Here is an 18,037-nt window from a genome sequence, read left to right on the forward strand (position 1 = left end):
GGATTATCTGCTACTTTTGAAAGATTAGATGGAAAACATGATTTATTAGCAAAATATTGTCCTGTATGTGATACAATCACAGTAAAAGAGGCGATAGAAAATAAATGGCTTTCTCCATATAAAGAGTACAAAGTAGCTATACAAGCTCCAGATATAGCTGATTATAATTATTATAACCAGCAATTTTATAACTCCTTTTCATTTTTCAATAATGATTTCAATTTAGCTATGAAATGTCTTACAAATATAATATATAGACGTACTTATGCTAAAACTATGAACATCTCTGCTAAAGAAATGGATGCTATAATTTATACATGGAATAGAGCTTTAAAAGACAGAAAGAAATTTGTAACTGAACATCCTAAGAAATTAGAGATTACAAGAAAGATATTAGCAGCTAGAAGAGATAAAAAAGCAATAACTTTTTCAGCAACTATTAAACAAGCTGAAAAAATTGGAGGAGGTTATGTAGTACACTCTGGTAAAACTAAGAAAAAGAATAGATTAACATTATCTGAATTTGATATACTTAAAACTGGTGTTTTACATAGTTCTAAAGCTTTAAATGAAGGTTTAGATTGTGCAGGATTAAATCTAGCAATAGTTTTATCAAATAATTCTTCTAAAACAGTAAAAACTCAACGGATAAATAGATAAACACTGTCCAGTAGAAAAGTAATTTTCTATTAAAAACATTCCTGAATATCGGTCATAGCTTAATAATATGAAATAAGCTGGTAAGAAATCTTAAGTCCATAATTAATGGATAGTAGTAATACCGAGGCATAGGTTACACAAACATCCTAATTAGGATAGTTGTAAATTCAGCCGTAGAGACTAAATGCAGGAACTCCTAGTAATAGGATGAAGATATAGTCCAGACCACGCAATAATTTATATAATATAAGTTATCGTAATGAAAATTATAGTGGTACGAGGTAGAGTAATACGTTATGAACCAGGTAAAGAAGCTGAGATATTTACTTTAGTGCTAGCTAATACTAATGAAGAACATTGGTTTAATACTTCTAATGAAGGTAAATCTTATATAGAAGTAACCGAAAAAGAATTAGAAGAGATATTAGATTATAAAGATGTTAATGCCAGAGAGCAACAAGCAGAAGCTTCTCCTCTGTTATTTAGATTATAATTTTATGAACAAAATTACTAAAAAATTCAAGTAAGGATCCCCTAAAGGATAATAAAAAAGAATATAAGTAATAAAACTTACTTATAAATGGCAAATGCACTTTCTTTAGAGGAAGAGATTGAAATTTGTATTTCTAGTGGTTTATCTCCAACAGAATTATTTATGGTTAGATTATTATTTTTAGCCACAGCAGGCGCAGAAAAATATTTATTTAATTATATATCAAATACTTCTGATGGAAAAGATATTTTAAAAGATACTTTAATAAACCTAAAGGAAAAGAAAATAATAAATACTACTTTTAAAATTCCTAAACAAGGAGAACCTTTAAAAGTAAAAGAAATCCCATTCAATAAAAATTTTATTAAAAAATATTTAAGGGATTCACATGAGTTAGGAAGGGAATTTTTTGAAGCATATCCTCCATTTATAAATATTAATGGAAAATTATGTAGTATAAAGAACTTCACAAAGGCTAATTTATTCTCTATGGATGATTTTTGCAATTTTTATGCTAAATCTATAAAGAATGCTAAAATTACACATGATAGAGTCATGGAAACTTTAGAATATGCTAAGGAGCATAATTTAATTAATTATTCTATTATTGAGTTTTTAGCTAGTCAAAAGTACTATGAGATAGAGTATATTAGAAATAGTGGTGATATTAATGGCTATAATAATACTGAATTGTTATAATGAGTGTAGACAATTTAATTAATAATGTCAATAGAGGAAAAAATGGTGAAAATATAGGTATAAGTACTGGAATGGATAAATTAGATAATATAATTTATGGAATCCAAAAAAAATACCTTTACACAATTGGAGCTGACACTTCGGGTTAAAATATAAGCCCCTATCATTTTGATGATAGTAAATCATTTGAATTGCTGGAAACCCGCGAAGATATAATAACTAAAACGAATGAAGAAATTCTTAACGTGAATGTTTAAAAATATTATATTATGTGGCAATCAGCAGCTAAGCTCCTAAGTTTTAATATGGAGAAAGTTCAACGACTATCCCTGGCATGGGAGTAGAGCCTAAGTAGGCCCGAAGCGGATGGCAGATTTAATAATCTGATGATATAGTCTAGCCTTGTGTGAAAGCATAAGAGAATGTATGGAAACGATACATTTGTAATACAGCGGGAAAAACATCATTTGCTTTAGATATTTTTGTTTACAATCTTATTAAAAATGCAGGAAATACTCCTGTATCTATATTATATTATAGTTTTGAAATGTCTGCTGATGTAATGTTTGCGAAACTTTTATCTAGGTATTTATATGATAGATATAAAGAAGTAGTAACTTTTGAAGAAATATTATCTTTAAAAACAGTTGTATCAGAGAAACATTATCAACTAATAAAAGATTCTATTCCATGGATGAAAAGCATAGAAAAGAAATTAATTATCTATGATAAATCATTAAATCCAAATGCAATTTATGCTACTTGTAAACAGTGGCTAAAGAATTTTGGTGAGTTTCAACAACAAGGAGGACATAGAGAAATATTTCTCGATAAGAATCCTAAACTGTATAAGATTGTTCTGATAGACCATGTTGGCTTAATAAATGGACAAGGTTCTAAAAAAGAACGAATAGATACTGTTGTTGATTATATGATTTATTTTAGAAATAAATGTGATATTACGGGAATTTTTATTCAGCAAATGAATAGAAATTCTAAAAGCATGGATAGAAAATTAAATAGCTATGAACTTTATCAATTAGATGATTTTAAAGATACTTCAGGAACTACAGATGGTTCTGAGGTTGTAATAGCTCTATATTATCCACATAGAGAAAAAATTGCTAGATGTGAAGGATATCCTATCCAAAATGTTTTAAAGAAAAGGTTCAGATTAACTCAAGTGCTTAAAAATAGATACGGTATGGCAGATTCCAATATAGGAACATTATTTTATGGAGAAATTGGAATGTTCAAAGATATGCCAAAACCTAATGAAATAGGAGATTATGAACCTTATTTAAACTTAGATTATGACAACGAAGAAAAAGATATAAATGATAATATATTTAAATTATAAATGTCAGAAATAAAATCTGATTAGGAATAATTTATAAATAGATAATATTTAAAAACAACATAAAAATTATTACATTGGCAGAATTAGGAGCAATTGTAGGAGAATCGGGTGATTAAATTTTCTATCAAATTGTTTTCCCAGTAATAATAGCTGTTTAAAAAATTGATTTACTTATTGCCCGATTAAAACCGATTTAAAATTGGAACGCCTCGTATTGAGGTAATCAATTACCAACTATAAGAATACAATAAAAGTATTATAGAGGTTTAACGACTAGTGAGTATGTATGTAAACAGATCTCACCATGAAATATCGGAATGTATTATGAGTACATTATGAGATAGTCTAAACTGCAAATATAAATAATTAAATTGCAGAGTCTAGGATAAAGAACCTAGAGTAAATACAAATGAGTGGTAAATCAACTGCAGCTAGAAATTTAAATCCAGAAGAAACATTTATTATAAATGTAGCAAGGAAAGCGTTACCTTTCAAAGGATTTAAAAAAAATTATAAACAAGTAACACAAGATCCAAAAACTAAAGAATTTCAAGGAAATTTATATAATACAAGTAATGTAGATCAAATTGGTAAAATTCTTAAGATTGTGGACAAAACAATGCCCAATATAAAGAATATATTGATAGATGATAGTCAGTATTTAATGTCCTTTGAAGCAATGGATCGATCATTTGAAAAGGGCTACGATAAATTTACTCAGATTGCTTTTCACTTTTATTCAGTCCTAAAAGAGGCTATGAATATGAGAGATGATTTGAAAATCTTTATTTTAACACACAGTGAAAATGAGGGAGACGTTATAAACCCTTCTTATAAGATTAAAACTGTGGGCAAAATGATTGATAATATGATTACTGTAGAAGGATTGTTTACTTATGTCCTATTTACAACAAGAATGAAGAATGAAGAAGATGTAATGGAATATAAATTTATCACACAATCAGATGGGACTAGTACAGCAAAGACTCCTATGGGATGTTTTGATGAATTGTATATTGATAATGATTTAAAGATAGTATTTGAAGGAATTGATAAATATAATGAAGGATAATGATTAGACAATTTTCAGTTACGTTTGAATTTGATGATGAAAAGAAAACAGCCTCTAAATTAGCAGTTTTTCAAGATGGAGTAGAACAAAAGAAAACTACTACAAGCAAAAAATCTAAAGAGGTTGTTATAGAAGATGAAGCATTCGTTACATTAGAATCTAATAAATTAGTACTTAATAATAAAGCTGCTTTAGATCTTGGAGCTGAATATCAAGATAGAGTTGCAGTTAAGTATGAAAAAGTAAAAAATGAACCTGTTCCCTTTCCAATTATTGGGAAAGATCTAAATTTTGATGAAGAGGGTTCTGGTAACAAGGTTACTAAAAGTAATACAGTATCTTATAGAGGCAATGCTAATGCAATTTTAGCTAAATATGGGGAAGAATTTAAATTAGAACCTTATATTACAACAGCATTTCCAGAAGGTATTTTTAAATTAGTATCTAATCAAGAAAATTCTGAAATAGATACTTATAAAAGTATTGTAGATTCTGTAGAAAAAGAAGAAGATAATATTAATCTTTTGTCAGATGATGAAGGAGAAAACATAGAAGAAATGACATTTAAACTTTAAAAAAATAATAATATATGAGCGGTTTTAGTTTTGACGCAACAGCGGGAGCATCACAGAGTACAGTTAAACCTCGTTTAGAAGGTAATGCTATTTATACAGTTAAATTAGATAGCTGTGAAATAGAAGATATTCAAGGAGTAAAAGATCCTTCTGCTGTTTATAAAGTACTTAAAATTAAATTTTCTAATGAAGACGGTGCTTTTGAGAATACTGTATTTGAACCAAGAGAAGAAGATTTTAATAGGGGAGAATCTAAATTTACCAATAAAAATGGAAATGAAGAAAAAATACCTCAACCTTCAAATGTAGAATCTATGATGTTGCTATTTAAGCATATGATTGATGCTTTTGCACCTACAGTAGGTAAAGAAATTGATGAAGGTAAAAAACAAATAGCTGCCCCAGATTGGGATAAACTTCGAGTAGTAGTTAAAAAGATTTTAGATACTGGTAAAGACAGTGAATCTAAAATAAAATTAATAAAAACTAAAAGTGGAGAAGCAAGATTTCCTGGATTCTTTGCAGCAATTAATAGAGAAGGAACTGTATATGTACGTAATAATTTTATAGGAACTAAAGTAGCTTTTACTCCTTATGAATTAACTAGAATACAAAAAGAAAAAGAAGCTGTTCCTACTAATACTGAAGAATTAGTAAATAAACCAGAAGTAGAAGGAAAAGAAAGTGATTTAGATTTAGATTTTAATCTTTAAATAAACCTTAGTAATAGACATGTATAAATTAAATATAGGTCTAAAAATTACTAAGGAACTTTTATTATCTAAACATTCACAAGAAACTTATATGGAGCATTACTTAGGAGTCCCTGTTAAAAAGGGACTTTTTTGTAGCCCTCCATTTATAAGAATTGATAAACAACCTACTTGTGCTTTTTATAAAAATAAAAGAGGGGTTCTGAAATTTAAAGATTTTGCTGGACCTAATTTTGATTTTGTTGGTGCTGTACAATATATAAACAACTGTTCTTATTATAAAGCTCTAAAAATAATAGCAAATGATTTTGGTTTTATAGAGATTTCTAGTATGCCAAAAAATCTTCCTAAAATTAAATATTCTAATAAAGTCTTAAAAATTACTGAAAAAGCTAAAATTCAAGTAGAAATAAAAGACTTTAGTGTAAAGGAATTAGAATGGTGGTGGAGTTTTGGAATATCAAAAAATACTCTTAAAAAATTTAAAGTTTTTTCCATTAAGTCTGTGTTTTTAAATGGGCATTATCATACAAGCTCTTCAGATCAAACTCCTATTTATGGATATTATGGAGGATTAAATTCTGATGATAATGAATTGTGGAGGCTATATATGCCAACAAAAAGGAAATTTAGATTTCTTAGTAATTGGTCAGCTACTACAATACAAGGAGCTAGACAACTTCCAAAATTTGGAGATATTTTAGTAATTACTAAATCTATGAAAGATGTAATGTCTTTATATGAACATGGTATTATAGCAGTTGCCCCAAATTCTGAAAATCTATTTTTAACGCAAGCTCAGTATAAAAGAGTAAAGAATATCTTTAATGATGTATATTTACTTTATGATAGAGATTTAGCAGGGATAAGAGGAGCTAAGAAAATAAGAGAAAACTTCCCTGATATAAAGATTCTTTTAGTTCCTAAAACTAAAGATTTCTCAGATTTTGTTAAAAAATATGGATCCTTAAAAACACTTAATATAATAGAAGAATGGAAGAACCGCAGAAAAAACCAAAAAGAAAACGCTCAGGAGCATACAGTAAAAACAAAGGAAATGCTTATGAAAGATTAGTAGTTAATGAATTAAAACAATTAACTGGTAATGATAATATTGCTACAAGTAGATCAGCTAGTAAAAAATTAGATAATATGAAAATAGATATATATGATGAAGATGGAATTCTTCCTTGCTATTTTCAACTTAAAAAAACAAAAATACTGCCACAAGTTAAGAAAATTAATAAAGAGGTAGGAAAAGTAGATAAACCATTGTGTATATTATGAAATGCTCAAGAGCAGAAAGAAGGTAATACTAATATTACCTCTGCTGGAGAATTTGCAATAGTAAACAAAGAGTTTTTCTATACTTTATTAGAGTGTTATTTAAAAGAAAATTAATATGAGGAAATTAAATGTATTTTTAGATATTGATGATGTTATTTTTGACTTTCAAAAAGCATATGCTACAAAGTTTAATACAAAACAGCAAAAATCTTGGTCAAAATCTAAGTTAATGTCTAGAAGATTAAACATTTTATCAAATGATAAGGATTTTTGGATTGCCTTACCTGTAAAAAATAAACCAAATTTTTTGCCAAAGGGTTTTGTTAGTGCTAGAGGTATTTATAAAACTTGGACAGTAGAATCATTAAAAAGAAATAAAATACCAGGAAGAAGTAGAATTTTTCAAGTACCTTGGGGAAAAAGTAAATTAGAAGTATTAAAAGAGTTAAATTGTGACATTTTTGTTGATGATAAAGTTGAAACTTTTAAAGAATTAAATAAAAATGGAGTATTTTGTTTATTAATGGATGCTTCTCACAATCAAAAAGTAAAAACAAAATATAGGGTTTATGACCTTGATATTGAAAAAATAATGGAGAAATATGATAGTTTATGTAGTAACTGATGCAGAATTCGGAGAAACTTATGGAATATATAAAAGTATGAAGGGACTTATAAATTTTTTTATTCCAAAGAAGGTTAGAGAAGAACATTATGATGAATATGGAGTTATAAAAGAATCTTCTAGATTTTTTAATATGGATTTTAATGATTTAAAAGAATGGGCACAAACTCATCATTTTATTATAAATAGAAAAATTCTAGAAGAATAATGGCAGAAATTAGAATAATACCTGAGAGCATTGAACTAATTAAAATGTCAGATGAAGCCTATTTTTCAGATGCTTATAAAGATTATATTTCTAATTCTCGTTTAGGTTTAATAGACCCAAATAATGGAGGTTCAATAGAAAAATTTGAGTCAGGATTTAAAGGAGATTATTCTGCTTCCTATGAATTAGGATCTGCTGTACATTGTATGTTATTACAAAAGGGAGAATTTTTTATTTCTGATTTATGTAAACCTAATGGTAAATTAGGAGAATTTTTAAATTCTTTATCATTAATAAGAAAAACAGGAGAAAAGTTAGAAGAATCTATAAAGGAAGCTTCTGTTAAAGCAAATTATTATGCAGCTAATTTTTCTAAAACTCGGCTAAAAAATGCTGTAGAGAAAGGATTGTCTTTTTATCTAAAAAGGTATAAAGAAAAAGAAGAAGAAGGAAAAATTTATTTATCTGAGAATTCTTTAGAAAAATATACTGGATGTATTAATTCTGTTGAAAATAATAATGAAATAGTACAAGCTTTGTCTCCTGAAGAATTGTTTACCCCTGTAGAGGTTTTTAATGAATATGCAGTACTTTGTACTCTTGAAGTTACAGATGATGAAGGAAATATAGTATATTTAAAATTCAAAGGAAAATTTGATAATTTCACTATTAATCATGATAGTAAAGAAATCACTTTAAATGATCTAAAAACTACAGGAAGGTCTATAAATTACTTTATGAATAATGGATCCTTTGAGAAGTACAATTATGGCAGACAAATAGGAGTATATAGCTGGTTATTACAAATGGCGTTAACAGTTTTAAGACCTGAGTTAACAGGATATACTTATAAAGCAGCTATAGCCGCGGTAGAAACCTTTCCTAATTATCAAAGTACTTATTTTAGAATAACTAATAAAGATATAAAAAAAGGATTAAGAGAAGCCAAAACTTTAATATTATATGTAGCAAAATGGAAACTAATAACTTAACTTACGAAGAAAAGAAAAATCTTTATACAAAAACATTTTCTATTGGGAATTTTCACAAAACATCCTCTATTGATGAAAAGATGGTGTTGTTATCTTTGGTTTCCTTAGTCTATCTTAAAACAAAAGAGAAAAAAAGAGATATTATTCCCTTAGATATATTAATTCAAATAACACAAGGCACAAAAGATGACTCTGCCTTTTATAACATGTTAGAAAGTCTTTCTATTCTTGTAGAAGATTTTTGTTATGAAACAGAAGTTGCTAGTTCTTGTGGACTTAAAAATTCTAAGGAAATTATTCATAAAATTAAAGAAATATTAAATTCATGGATACCTTTTTAAAAGAAGCTTATTATATACCAGATGAATGGTTGGACGATGATGATATAGAACCTGCAGAAAAACCAGCAAAAATTGATGTATGGGTAGAAGAATCTGGTTATATAAGACCTTCACCTAATTTAAGTATTGCTCCAAAGCTAGTACCAAATTTATATACTATCAGTGCTGATAGAATGGGATATTTTTGTCAAAGACTAAATATAGTTTCTGATGAATTATTTGTTTTACCTAATAATATAATAGCTTCATTAATAGATGAAATTAATTTATTTTGGGAAAAGAAAGATTTATACAAAGAACATAATCTTATTCATAAAAGAGGAATTTTATTAGAAGGATTCCCAGGAACTGGTAAATCTTCTATAATATCTTTATTATCAAAAGAATTAATTAGTAGAGGAGGTATAATTTTTAAAGTAACTAACCAGAAAAATTTAATAGATTATGTTAATTTTTTAAGGTTTAGTTTCAGAGAAATAGAAAAAGATACTCCTATAATTACTATTATAGAAGATATTGATAAATATGAGGATGAAGAAACTCTATTAGATTTTTTAGATGGAAAATCAAGTATAGGACATCATGTTGTTATTGCTACAAGTAATAACACTTCTGATATTGCTAATACATTTTTAAGACCATCTAGATTAGATTTACATATAGAAATTCCTCTTCCAGATAAAGAAGTTAGAAAACAGTATTTTATTCATAAAAAAGTAGATGAAGGAGATATTGATTCTCTAGTAAATGTATCAGATGGAATGTCTTTAGCGGATTTAAAAGAAATTTATACATGTATAACTTTCTTAAACTATTCTATTAAAGATGCAGTTGATAAAATTAAAAATCCTTCTAAGAAAAAGAATTATACAATTAAAAGGAACTTTAATAAAAAAATTGGTGTTTAACATTTTTTAACACATGATTAGGAAATAGTTTAAAAAATAATGATTATATTTGCATAAGAATTTAGATAATATACTTTTAGATAAAAAATAATAATAAAATTAAAATGACAATGACAATGAAAACAGTAGAAGCACAAGGTTACAGCAAACAAAAAGCAGTTGAAGAAGCAGGATTAGACATAGAATTAGAAATGTTGAAAAATGCAACACTATCATGGAAAAAAGCAGGTTCTCCTATGAATTCAAAAGAACTTAATGCTTTTATGGACTCTTATATTAAGGGTAAAAAAGCTGTGGGTGCTTATTTGGTAGTAGAGCCATCTTCGGATGATACTCGTACTCGTCCTTATAAAGTTATTAATGAAGTAACTAATGGTAAACGAAAAGCTAAAACTTTTTATCAAATTAAAGAGTCAGAATTTAAAGCAAAAACCAGTGTTAGTAAAAATGACGAAGGTGAAGATGTAGAAAATACTGAAGTATCAGTTATTAGTGTAGGCGCAGTTGAAGGACGTGCAGAACGCAAAGAAGCTGCCATGAAATTAATGAAAGAATTGATTGAAGAAAATAAAAAAGATTATATTATTGAAATCGTTCGAGAAGTTGTTGAAGGACAAAAATATGCTGGCTATGGTCAATATACTCCTTCAAAATCAGCTAAAAAAGGTAAATTTATCTTTTTTGTTGCAGAGTAATAAAGTTTAATGTTTCTCAAACATTCGTCGACTAACAGACGTTAAATATATCCAAAAAAGTTAATTAATTAACTTTTAAAAATAAATTTATATAATTAGATTTTAGGTCGGTAGTTAATTCTATCGACCTTTTTTTATTAACGGCGTAACTGCTATAAAGAAATATATGGAAGAAACTCCTAAGTTTGAAATTTCAAAACAAGACCAAAAATATATAAAAAGAGTTTGCAACAATAGTAATATTGTTTTAGAAGAAAAAATAGATATTTTATCAGACTTTTTTAATAAAAACAAAGAGACTATAGAAGAAATGATTAATTTTCTTGGAATGTCTCTAACTCAATCACAGTTTTCATCAGCTAAATTACATACTTTAAAGAAAAGTAAAAGATATATAATTTCTAGTGCACAAACTGCAAGTCCAGTAAATATTAAATTTTTAAATAATATCAAAGCTTATGCGGAATTTATTGATGCAGAAATAGGAATAATAGCTACAAGATATAGAAATCCTACTTCTTTATGGAATGAAGAAGGAGACGTTTGGGATGTAGCTGTTCACCCATATTTAACAGCAAATCGACAATTCTTACATAAAAATGTTTTATTACTGGCAGATTTAAAAATACAAGCAACTTCTCCTAATCCTACTAATGGAATTGAATTATTTGGAGATGAAGCATCTTGTATAGTAGGATCTCCTCGCATAGAAATGAAAAGTGTTCCAGTATTACCTAGTGAAACACAGAAATTTCTATGGTCTACAGGAAGTGTTACTATGCCTAGTTTTACTGATACAGTTGCAGGAGGTAAAGCTGAAGCACATCATACTTATGGTTTTATTATAGTAGAAATAGAAGATGAAGAAGTAGTACATTTAAGGAGTGTATCTGCAAATAATAAGGGTGACTTTAATGATTTAATATATAGAGTAGAAGAAGAAGTTATTTCAACTGAAAAAACTGATTGTTTAATTTGGGGAGATAGTCATTTTGCTAAAAAGGATGAAGAAGTTACAAATGCTTTTAGGAAACTTTGTATGGATTTACAAATCTCTAAATCTGTTTTACATGATGTATGGGATAGTGAATCTATAAACTCTCATAATCTTAAAAATCCTGTGATAAGACATGAACTTATGAAAACAGGGAGAGATGATTTAAAGAGAGAACTACGTGGTATGTATTCTGAATTAAATTGGTTTGAAAATCATATGGAAGAAACTATTGTAGTTAATTCAAATCATGATGATATGTTAGATAGAGCTATGTATCAAGGAGATTGGAGGGATAATTTAAAGAATTCAGAGATTTTTATAAAAATGTTATCTTTAACTCTATCTTTAAAAGCTCCCGATGGTATAATTCCTTATTACATTAATAAAAAATATAAAAATATAAGAGCTTTAGGATTAAATGATTCTTATATATTATATGGAGTTGAACTAGCTTTACATGGACATAAAGGAGCTAATGGGTCTAGAGGGTCAATAAATCATTTTTCTAGATTATCTAATAAAACTATTATAGGACATTCTCATTCTCCTGGCATTAGATGGGGATGTTATCAAGTAGGTGTGTCTTGTAAATTAGATCATGACTATAACACTGGATTATCAGGATGGGCTTATAGTGGAGTTTCACTAAATCAACGTGGAAAACGTCAATTAATAGTTTTAAACAAAAATACTTTAACTTATACAACCCTATATTAGATTAATTTCAATATAAATTAAAATATTAATAATATGGAAAATGAGATTAACGCGTTATACAGATTAAATATAGATTGTGGAAGATCTGGAGAATTGTATGGTATTTTTATAGCTGATAAAGATGCTATTAATCATATAATTCATGATAAAATCAAAATTTATTTTGGAGAAGTATTGGGAAAACATAGTGAAATTTTTGGGGTAATTGATGAAGGAGAAATTGAATTAATTACTGATGATCCTAAAATTCTTTCTATTGTTGAAAAATATAATTTAGAAATAGGTATAAATCCTTTAGATTTTATTGAATTATGATGTATGAATTAAAAGTATGTGATTTAGAATTAGCCAAATTATTAAAAGAAGTTGATTTTAATTGGGACTCTAAATATTATTTTAATCAGAATGACAATATAGAATCTTTTCAATACTTCCATTATGATAGAAATTATGATAACTTTGAAGGTTGGCCAGAAGATGTTAAATATTTTGCTCCAACTTTAGAATTAGTTAAACAATGGTTTAGGGAAATTCATAATATTCATATAATCCCAACAATAAATGTATATAATGAAACTTCTGATTATGGATATAAAATATATTTAGATTCTATAGATGAACTAAGATGTGTTAGTGGTGATATGACTTTAAGTTGTACTTATAATCAAGCTCTAACAGAAGCTTTAAAAGAAGCAGCTAAATTAATTAAAAATAACATAAATGAATAATGAAATAACTATAGAAGAACTTTTAAAAGGAAAAAGTACACTTATAAAGAATAAAGAATTTTTTCCTACTAAGACCTATGTAGAACCATTTTTAGAAAGAATGAGTAAACTGACTAGTGATTTTAGAATTCAAGTAAAATTACCTTCTCAAATAACTACTAATCAAGAAAACCAAGATATAACTTATAATAGAGTTTTAGTTCAAGCAGTCTTACCAAAAGAATATTCTGTAGATGACCATGATGAAGTTATTGGTATGGTATATGGAATAGATGTAAGAAAACCTGTAGCTAAAATATATAGAGGCTATTTAAACAGGGCTTGTACTAATCTATGTGTTTTTGATGCACAGTGGTTAAAAACACAAGAACTTATTCCTGGAGAACCTATTGATTATAAACCTGTAAAAGGATTATTAGAATATACAAGTGATTTTTCTGTCATATTAAAAGAAATGAAAAATACTTATATAGACAGAAACACAAGGACTGATATGCTTGGTGCTTGGGTAGATACTTCTTTACGGGATTCTCAAGACTATGGTTTTGGAAAAGTTAAGATTGCGACTAGTACTCCAATTGATGCTTATAAATCTCTTTTTATTAATCAAGATAGTGACTACTTTATACCAGAAGGAATTGATCCTACTTTATTTACTATTCATAATGCTTTTACAGACATTGTTTCTCATGACAAACGTGATATTATGAACACCTACGAAAAGGTGATGATTGTTAACAATTTATTGGGTATAAATAAGAATTAATGAAAATATTGAAGGTTATTTATAATGAAAAGAATACATTTATTTTAGATATAGTAAATAAATTTAAAGATATTCTCATAATAGAAACTTATAACTTAGATATTGCTAAAGAAAGAAAGAAAGCTCGCCCTATTTTAACTAGATTTGGTACAAAAAATACTCCCTTAATAGTCTTTGCAGATGAAAATTTAAAGGAATTTGATGCTATTTGGAGTGAGGCAAAACCTAACTGGTTAAAAAGCATAACAGATAAATTAAACAGGATGTATAAATAAAATAAGAAGAAATGATAGTATTTTTCACAGAAGACGATTTAGTTTCTTTTGGAACTTTCTTACTTTCGGAAGAAAGAAAAGACGTTTACAAAGAAAATTTTAAGGACAAATCATTAGAAGAAGTAAAAGAGTCACTTAAAACAGTAAATAATATAGACTTAGAAATATGGGCTTCAACAAATGAAGAAAAACAATAAAATAATTTTAGGAAAAGATCAATTAGGAGCTTTACAGTCTATGAAAGACTTCATTAATTCTTCTAAAATATCTTTTTCTTTGGTAGGATATGCAGGAACTGGTAAAACTGCCCTTATTCAATACATAATTAATTATCTGGAAGACAAATTTATTCCTTATACTTTATGTGCTCCTACTCATAAAGCTAAAGTTGTTTTAGAAAGATTTACTGGTAGAGAAGGTATGACTTTACATAAATTATTATCTTTATCTCCTATGATTGAGGTTATGAATTTAGATTTTAATGATTTAAAATTTACTAGTAATTTCTTTTCTAATACTTTTCCTTATGATAGTATAATTATATGTGATGAATCTTCCATGATTAATGATGATTTATATGATTTATTAACTGAAAGATGCAAGCAATTTAGATGTAAGTTGATTACTGCTGGGGATCGGGCGCAGTTAAAACCTGTAAACTCTATTACTCACTCTAAAGTATTTGATAATCCAAACAAAGCTCTTTTAACTAATATTTATAGACAATCTAAAGAAAGTGGATTAGTAGATATTTTACCTATTTTAAGAGAACAGATTATTCCTGAATTTACACCATCTTTAGGAGAAGATGGTTCTTTATACTGCTTTGACAATGCAAAAGACTTTGTAATGGAGTCTTTACCTTATTTTAGAAAAGCAATAAAAAATTCAGATATTTTAGAAGCTAAAATTCTAGCTTATACTAATAATAGAGTTGGAGCTTTTAATAAAAAAATGAAGACTCTGTTATTTGGAGATAAAAAAGAATATAATAAATTAGAAATCTTAACAGGACGTGAAAATTTAAGTTTCAATAAGACTAAATTTTGGAATTCTATGGATTATATAATTGCTGATGAGCCTAGACCATCAGAAGTATTTATTCCTGGATTTTTAAAACTTCCTGGTTATTATTTAAATTTATATAATGCTTCTACTAAAAATATAGAAGAAATTTTTATCTTATCAAAACAAATTTCTAAAGATTATTTAGATTCTTTAGCATATCATATAGAAATAACTAGACTAAAAGCAGTGGATGCTAAAAAACGTAGATCTAGGCAAGCATCTATGTTATGGAAAGAATATTATAAATTAATAGGGAGTTTCACAAGTCCAGTTGATTTATATTACTCTAACAGACTTATAAGAAAGAAATCTTTTGATTATGGCTATGCTATTACCACGCATAGATCGCAGGGATCCTCGATTAACAATGTATTTATAGATATGAACAATATAAAAAGATGTAGAGATAAAGAAGAGCTAAGACAATTACAATATGTCTCTGTATCTCGATCAAGTCATAATGCTTATATTTTACAATAATGAAAAGTAAAACAATTGAAATTAAAGAGATATTAACTAAAATAGATGATCTTTACCGATGTGCTATAAGTGATGAACATTTTTTATATTTTAAAAAATATGATTCTCTTAGAACTACAGGTTCAAAAAGTGTTTTATTTATAAGGGCAATTAATGTGAAAAATCAAACTTATGATATTACAGTTACAGAAGGAAATCTTTTGCTAAACACTCCTTATAAATATGCTAGTAACTATGATCCTGTTCCTTATGATATACAAGATAAATTATCTTTATTATCTAATGAAGAATATATTGAATTTTATAAGGGTGTAATGAAAGCAGTTCAAGCCAGTTTTAATATAAGTTAAATAGTCATGAATAAATTTATAATTATCACTGATAAACAAATTGTTAATTTAACTACTAATAGATTATTAAATATTTTTAGAATTAATAGAACATTTCTTTTTAAAATACTAAATAAATATGGATTTGATACTTCTAATAATGGAAATAATATTAATTGGTTTGTGGTAAATGATGATTTATATCATAATAAAGAATATAATCAAATAGATTGGCTTAACATTAAAATTAAACAAGAATTAGACAACAGAAATAATGAAAATAGAAATAGTAAACAATAGTAATAATACTCTTCCAGAGTACTCTACTTCTGGAGCAGCTTCTATGGATGTTCAGGCTGATTTTTCTAAAGAAATAAAATCTAAATTTTTATACTTCTCAGAAATGGATGAAGAAAGGAATACTCTCCTTATTTTTAGTGGAGGTAGAGCTTTAGTTCCTACTAACTTACATGTAGCTATTCCAAAAGGATATGAGTTTAAAGTGCGTCCCCGAAGTGGACTCGCTCTTAAAGAAGGAGTAACTGTGTTAAACACTCCAGGGTGTATAGATTCTGATTACAGAGGTTCTGTAGGAGTTATACTACAAAACTTCTCTGATGATGTATTTGAAGTGCAACAAGGAGATAGAATTGCTCAAATTAGTCTAGAAAGAGTGGATTCTATAGAATGGAAAGAAGTAGAAGAATTAGATAAAACAAGTAGAAATGAAGGTGGATTTGGTTCCACAGGAAAAAAATAATATGACAAATTTACAAGTACTTTTATCTAAACTTGATTTAACAGAAGAAGATGAACAAAAAGCTATTATAGAAAATTTTAATAGCCAAGATGAAGATGAGTTTATAATTGATGAGTCTATGTATAAAATTTTATCACCTGCTAAAGTAGCAGATGAATTTTATGACTTAATAGAGGAAGAATTTTCACAGCTAGAAGATATTCTTATAGATTCGAGTTATTATTATTTATTCTCATATATAGATGTAGAAGCAGCTATAGAAAAGAAAGTTCAACAAATGATTGATCGTGAGGAACTTTTACCTGGATATATTTTCATAGGAGACTGTAATAGAAATTATATTTATTTAGTAGAGTAATGGTTAGAATATATGATACAGTATTAGTAACAAGAAATGCAAGAGATAAAATACAAACAGCTAGATATATATTAGATCAAGAAGCAAACACATACTATATTAAAAGATACACTGGACAGTTTGGAGGAAAAACTACAGCACAACCTGAGAAAATTATTGAAAAAGGTAAAGCTAAAAGAACTACTTTGCAACAGGCTGAATTAGAGTATAATTCTTTAATTAAAAAGTCAATGGATAAAGGATATAAAAAATTATCTTCTTTGACTAAAACTAAATTTGATGACATTACTGAAGAGAAATTAAATAGTATAGTATCATCAATCCAAACGGATACTTCTGGTAATATAAAACCTCAGCTAGCGAAATCTTCTAATGACTGCACTATAAATATATGGAATAAACCTATGTTTTGTAGTAGAAAGTTAGATGGAGTTAGATGTACAATGTCTTGGGATAAAGACAATGAAATAATCAAATCTACAAGTAGAGGAGGTAAATCATATGATGCAGCTACTTCTAGTATTAGAGCAGATTCTACTTTAATAGATTTCTTTGAACAAAATCCAAATGTAATTTTAGATGGTGAATTGTATGTACATGGGTATCCTTTACAAGAAATATCCGGAATGTGCAGATTGAAAACTTGGGAAGATAGATGTGAAAAATTAGAATATTGGATTTATGATTATGTTCCAGAAACTCAAGATACTTTTAACCAACGATGTGATTTTTTAGTGACATTAGAAATTGATTGGTTTTCTGAAAATAATAAAATTAAAGTTCTTGCACATGAATTACTTACAGGATGGGATCAAGTTAAAAAGATACACGATAAATGGGTATCTGAAGGATTTGAAGGACTAGTAGCAAGAAAACCTAATGGAGTCTATAATCCAGGAAGAAGAAATTCTGATTGGGTTAAATTAAAAGA

Annotated in this window: 28 protein-coding genes; all 28 read left to right on the forward strand. The window is 27.4% G+C overall.

From position 1 onward, the window contains the following. Positions 1-660, forward strand: a 660-nt coding sequence (locus PF569_02405; protein ID MDA3855083.1) for a helicase-related protein, incomplete at its 5' end; no start/stop codon positions are given. A 271-nt stretch (positions 661-931) separates the two neighbouring features. After that, complete coding sequence (locus PF569_02410; GenBank protein ID MDA3855084.1) at positions 932-1,153, forward strand: hypothetical protein; 222 nt, start codon at positions 932-934, stop codon at positions 1,151-1,153. An 87-nt stretch (positions 1,154-1,240) separates the two neighbouring features. Beyond that, positions 1,241-1,852: a hypothetical protein gene (locus PF569_02415; GenBank protein ID MDA3855085.1), complete on the forward strand. Its 612-nt coding sequence runs from the start codon at positions 1,241-1,243 to the stop codon at positions 1,850-1,852. After that, positions 1,852-2,001, forward strand: coding sequence for a hypothetical protein (locus PF569_02420; protein MDA3855086.1), 150 nt, complete (start codon positions 1,852-1,854; stop codon positions 1,999-2,001). Before PF569_02415 ends, PF569_02420 begins: the two co-directional genes overlap by 1 nt. A gap of 290 nt (positions 2,002-2,291) precedes the next feature. Beyond that, positions 2,292-3,212 carry a hypothetical protein gene (locus tag PF569_02425; GenBank protein MDA3855087.1) on the forward strand — a complete coding sequence of 307 codons (921 nt, stop codon included), beginning with the start codon at positions 2,292-2,294 and terminating at the stop codon, positions 3,210-3,212. Positions 3,213-3,621: 409 nt separating this feature from the next. Next, complete coding sequence (locus PF569_02430) at positions 3,622-4,284, forward strand: ATP-binding protein (GenBank protein MDA3855088.1); 663 nt, start codon at positions 3,622-3,624, stop codon at positions 4,282-4,284. Further along, complete coding sequence (locus tag PF569_02435) at positions 4,284-4,859, forward strand: hypothetical protein (GenBank protein MDA3855089.1); 576 nt, start codon at positions 4,284-4,286, stop codon at positions 4,857-4,859. The genes PF569_02430 and PF569_02435 overlap by 1 nt, the downstream gene beginning before the upstream one ends. 14 nt (positions 4,860-4,873) lie before the next feature. Next, a complete protein-coding gene (locus PF569_02440) occupies positions 4,874-5,572 on the forward strand; it encodes a hypothetical protein (GenBank protein MDA3855090.1) in 699 nt (232 codons plus the stop codon). 19 nt (positions 5,573-5,591) lie between these two features. Then, positions 5,592-6,647: a toprim domain-containing protein gene (locus tag PF569_02445; GenBank protein MDA3855091.1), complete on the forward strand. Its 1,056-nt coding sequence runs from the start codon at positions 5,592-5,594 to the stop codon at positions 6,645-6,647. Further along, positions 6,566-6,859, forward strand: coding sequence for a hypothetical protein (locus PF569_02450; protein MDA3855092.1), 294 nt, complete (start codon positions 6,566-6,568; stop codon positions 6,857-6,859). The genes PF569_02445 and PF569_02450 overlap by 82 nt, the downstream gene beginning before the upstream one ends. Positions 6,860-6,974: 115 nt before the next feature. Further along, positions 6,975-7,484, forward strand: a complete 510-nt coding sequence (locus PF569_02455) for a hypothetical protein (GenBank protein MDA3855093.1) — start codon at positions 6,975-6,977, stop codon at positions 7,482-7,484. Continuing rightward, positions 7,462-7,692, forward strand: a complete 231-nt coding sequence (locus PF569_02460; GenBank protein MDA3855094.1) for a hypothetical protein — start codon at positions 7,462-7,464, stop codon at positions 7,690-7,692. The genes PF569_02455 and PF569_02460 overlap by 23 nt, the downstream gene beginning before the upstream one ends. After that, entirely contained in the window at positions 7,692-8,684 is a 993-nt protein-coding gene (locus tag PF569_02465) for a hypothetical protein (GenBank protein ID MDA3855095.1), read from the forward strand. The genes PF569_02460 and PF569_02465 overlap by 1 nt, the downstream gene beginning before the upstream one ends. Continuing rightward, the gene (locus PF569_02470) at positions 8,666-9,025 is read left to right on the forward strand and encodes a hypothetical protein (protein ID MDA3855096.1); all 360 of its coding nucleotides are present in this window, start codon (positions 8,666-8,668) and stop codon (positions 9,023-9,025) included. The genes PF569_02465 and PF569_02470 overlap by 19 nt, the downstream gene beginning before the upstream one ends. Next, complete coding sequence (locus PF569_02475; GenBank protein MDA3855097.1) at positions 9,010-9,933, forward strand: ATP-binding protein; 924 nt, start codon at positions 9,010-9,012, stop codon at positions 9,931-9,933. The genes PF569_02470 and PF569_02475 overlap by 16 nt, the downstream gene beginning before the upstream one ends. A 116-nt stretch (positions 9,934-10,049) precedes the next feature. After that, entirely contained in the window at positions 10,050-10,628 is a 579-nt protein-coding gene (locus PF569_02480) for a hypothetical protein (protein MDA3855098.1), read from the forward strand. A 166-nt stretch (positions 10,629-10,794) separates the two neighbouring features. Next, positions 10,795-12,342, forward strand: a complete 1,548-nt coding sequence (locus tag PF569_02485) for a hypothetical protein (protein MDA3855099.1) — start codon at positions 10,795-10,797, stop codon at positions 12,340-12,342. Between the two features lie 33 nt (positions 12,343-12,375). Beyond that, on the forward strand, positions 12,376-12,657 hold the full coding sequence (locus PF569_02490) for a hypothetical protein (protein ID MDA3855100.1): 282 nt from the start codon (positions 12,376-12,378) through the stop codon (positions 12,655-12,657). Further along, a complete protein-coding gene (locus PF569_02495) occupies positions 12,657-13,070 on the forward strand; it encodes a hypothetical protein (protein MDA3855101.1) in 414 nt (137 codons plus the stop codon). The genes PF569_02490 and PF569_02495 overlap by 1 nt, the downstream gene beginning before the upstream one ends. Continuing rightward, complete coding sequence (locus PF569_02500; protein ID MDA3855102.1) at positions 13,063-13,836, forward strand: hypothetical protein; 774 nt, start codon at positions 13,063-13,065, stop codon at positions 13,834-13,836. The genes PF569_02495 and PF569_02500 overlap by 8 nt, the downstream gene beginning before the upstream one ends. Then, positions 13,836-14,111 (forward strand): hypothetical protein, encoded by a 276-nt coding sequence (locus PF569_02505; GenBank protein MDA3855103.1) that lies wholly within the window; start codon positions 13,836-13,838, stop codon positions 14,109-14,111. Before PF569_02500 ends, PF569_02505 begins: the two co-directional genes overlap by 1 nt. Before the next feature lie 11 nt (positions 14,112-14,122). Then, on the forward strand, positions 14,123-14,308 hold the full coding sequence (locus PF569_02510; protein MDA3855104.1) for a hypothetical protein: 186 nt from the start codon (positions 14,123-14,125) through the stop codon (positions 14,306-14,308). Further along, positions 14,292-15,659, forward strand: coding sequence for an AAA family ATPase (locus tag PF569_02515; GenBank protein ID MDA3855105.1), 1,368 nt, complete (start codon positions 14,292-14,294; stop codon positions 15,657-15,659). The genes PF569_02510 and PF569_02515 overlap by 17 nt, the downstream gene beginning before the upstream one ends. Further along, complete coding sequence (locus PF569_02520; GenBank protein ID MDA3855106.1) at positions 15,659-16,009, forward strand: hypothetical protein; 351 nt, start codon at positions 15,659-15,661, stop codon at positions 16,007-16,009. Before PF569_02515 ends, PF569_02520 begins: the two co-directional genes overlap by 1 nt. 6 nt (positions 16,010-16,015) lie before the next feature. After that, the gene (locus PF569_02525; GenBank protein ID MDA3855107.1) at positions 16,016-16,288 is read left to right on the forward strand and encodes a hypothetical protein; all 273 of its coding nucleotides are present in this window, start codon (positions 16,016-16,018) and stop codon (positions 16,286-16,288) included. Next, positions 16,263-16,748, forward strand: a complete 486-nt coding sequence (gene dut, locus PF569_02530; GenBank protein MDA3855108.1) for a dUTP diphosphatase — start codon at positions 16,263-16,265, stop codon at positions 16,746-16,748. Before PF569_02525 ends, dut begins: the two co-directional genes overlap by 26 nt. A gap of 1 nt (position 16,749) precedes the next feature. After that, positions 16,750-17,106 (forward strand): hypothetical protein, encoded by a 357-nt coding sequence (locus tag PF569_02535; protein ID MDA3855109.1) that lies wholly within the window; start codon positions 16,750-16,752, stop codon positions 17,104-17,106. After that, a partial coding sequence (locus PF569_02540; GenBank protein ID MDA3855110.1) for a hypothetical protein occupies positions 17,106-18,037 on the forward strand: 932 nt, incomplete at its 3' end. The genes PF569_02535 and PF569_02540, both read left to right, overlap by 1 nt.

It is taken from the genome of Candidatus Woesearchaeota archaeon, assembly GCA_027858315.1.
GTDB lineage: Archaea > Nanobdellota > Nanobdellia > Woesearchaeales > UBA583 > UBA583.

Excerpts from the sequence above, each read along its gene's own strand:
- PF569_02415 (MDA3855085.1), top strand. The coding sequence starts at position 1,241 with ATGGCAAATGCACTTTCTTTAGAGGAAGAGATTGAAATTTGTATTTCT.
- PF569_02420 (MDA3855086.1), top strand. The coding sequence starts at position 1,852 with ATGAGTGTAGACAATTTAATTAATAATGTCAATAGAGGAAAAAATGGT.
- PF569_02430 (MDA3855088.1), top strand. The coding sequence starts at position 3,622 with ATGAGTGGTAAATCAACTGCAGCTAGAAATTTAAATCCAGAAGAAACA.
- PF569_02435 (MDA3855089.1), top strand. The coding sequence starts at position 4,284 with ATGATTAGACAATTTTCAGTTACGTTTGAATTTGATGATGAAAAGAAA.
- PF569_02440 (MDA3855090.1), top strand. The coding sequence starts at position 4,874 with ATGAGCGGTTTTAGTTTTGACGCAACAGCGGGAGCATCACAGAGTACA.
- PF569_02445 (MDA3855091.1), top strand. The coding sequence starts at position 5,592 with ATGTATAAATTAAATATAGGTCTAAAAATTACTAAGGAACTTTTATTA.
- PF569_02450 (MDA3855092.1), top strand. The coding sequence starts at position 6,566 with ATGGAAGAACCGCAGAAAAAACCAAAAAGAAAACGCTCAGGAGCATAC.
- PF569_02455 (MDA3855093.1), top strand. The coding sequence starts at position 6,975 with ATGAGGAAATTAAATGTATTTTTAGATATTGATGATGTTATTTTTGAC.
- PF569_02460 (MDA3855094.1), top strand. The coding sequence starts at position 7,462 with ATGATAGTTTATGTAGTAACTGATGCAGAATTCGGAGAAACTTATGGA.
- PF569_02465 (MDA3855095.1), top strand. The coding sequence starts at position 7,692 with ATGGCAGAAATTAGAATAATACCTGAGAGCATTGAACTAATTAAAATG.
- PF569_02470 (MDA3855096.1), top strand. The coding sequence starts at position 8,666 with ATGGAAACTAATAACTTAACTTACGAAGAAAAGAAAAATCTTTATACA.
- PF569_02475 (MDA3855097.1), top strand. The coding sequence starts at position 9,010 with ATGGATACCTTTTTAAAAGAAGCTTATTATATACCAGATGAATGGTTG.
- PF569_02480 (MDA3855098.1), top strand. The coding sequence starts at position 10,050 with ATGAAAACAGTAGAAGCACAAGGTTACAGCAAACAAAAAGCAGTTGAA.
- PF569_02485 (MDA3855099.1), top strand. The coding sequence starts at position 10,795 with ATGGAAGAAACTCCTAAGTTTGAAATTTCAAAACAAGACCAAAAATAT.
- PF569_02490 (MDA3855100.1), top strand. The coding sequence starts at position 12,376 with ATGGAAAATGAGATTAACGCGTTATACAGATTAAATATAGATTGTGGA.
- PF569_02495 (MDA3855101.1), top strand. The coding sequence starts at position 12,657 with ATGTATGAATTAAAAGTATGTGATTTAGAATTAGCCAAATTATTAAAA.
- PF569_02500 (MDA3855102.1), top strand. The coding sequence starts at position 13,063 with ATGAATAATGAAATAACTATAGAAGAACTTTTAAAAGGAAAAAGTACA.
- PF569_02505 (MDA3855103.1), top strand. The coding sequence starts at position 13,836 with ATGAAAATATTGAAGGTTATTTATAATGAAAAGAATACATTTATTTTA.
- PF569_02510 (MDA3855104.1), top strand. The coding sequence starts at position 14,123 with ATGATAGTATTTTTCACAGAAGACGATTTAGTTTCTTTTGGAACTTTC.
- PF569_02515 (MDA3855105.1), top strand. The coding sequence starts at position 14,292 with ATGAAGAAAAACAATAAAATAATTTTAGGAAAAGATCAATTAGGAGCT.
- PF569_02520 (MDA3855106.1), top strand. The coding sequence starts at position 15,659 with ATGAAAAGTAAAACAATTGAAATTAAAGAGATATTAACTAAAATAGAT.
- PF569_02525 (MDA3855107.1), top strand. The coding sequence starts at position 16,016 with ATGAATAAATTTATAATTATCACTGATAAACAAATTGTTAATTTAACT.
- dut (MDA3855108.1), top strand. The coding sequence starts at position 16,263 with ATGAAAATAGAAATAGTAAACAATAGTAATAATACTCTTCCAGAGTAC.
- PF569_02535 (MDA3855109.1), top strand. The coding sequence starts at position 16,750 with ATGACAAATTTACAAGTACTTTTATCTAAACTTGATTTAACAGAAGAA.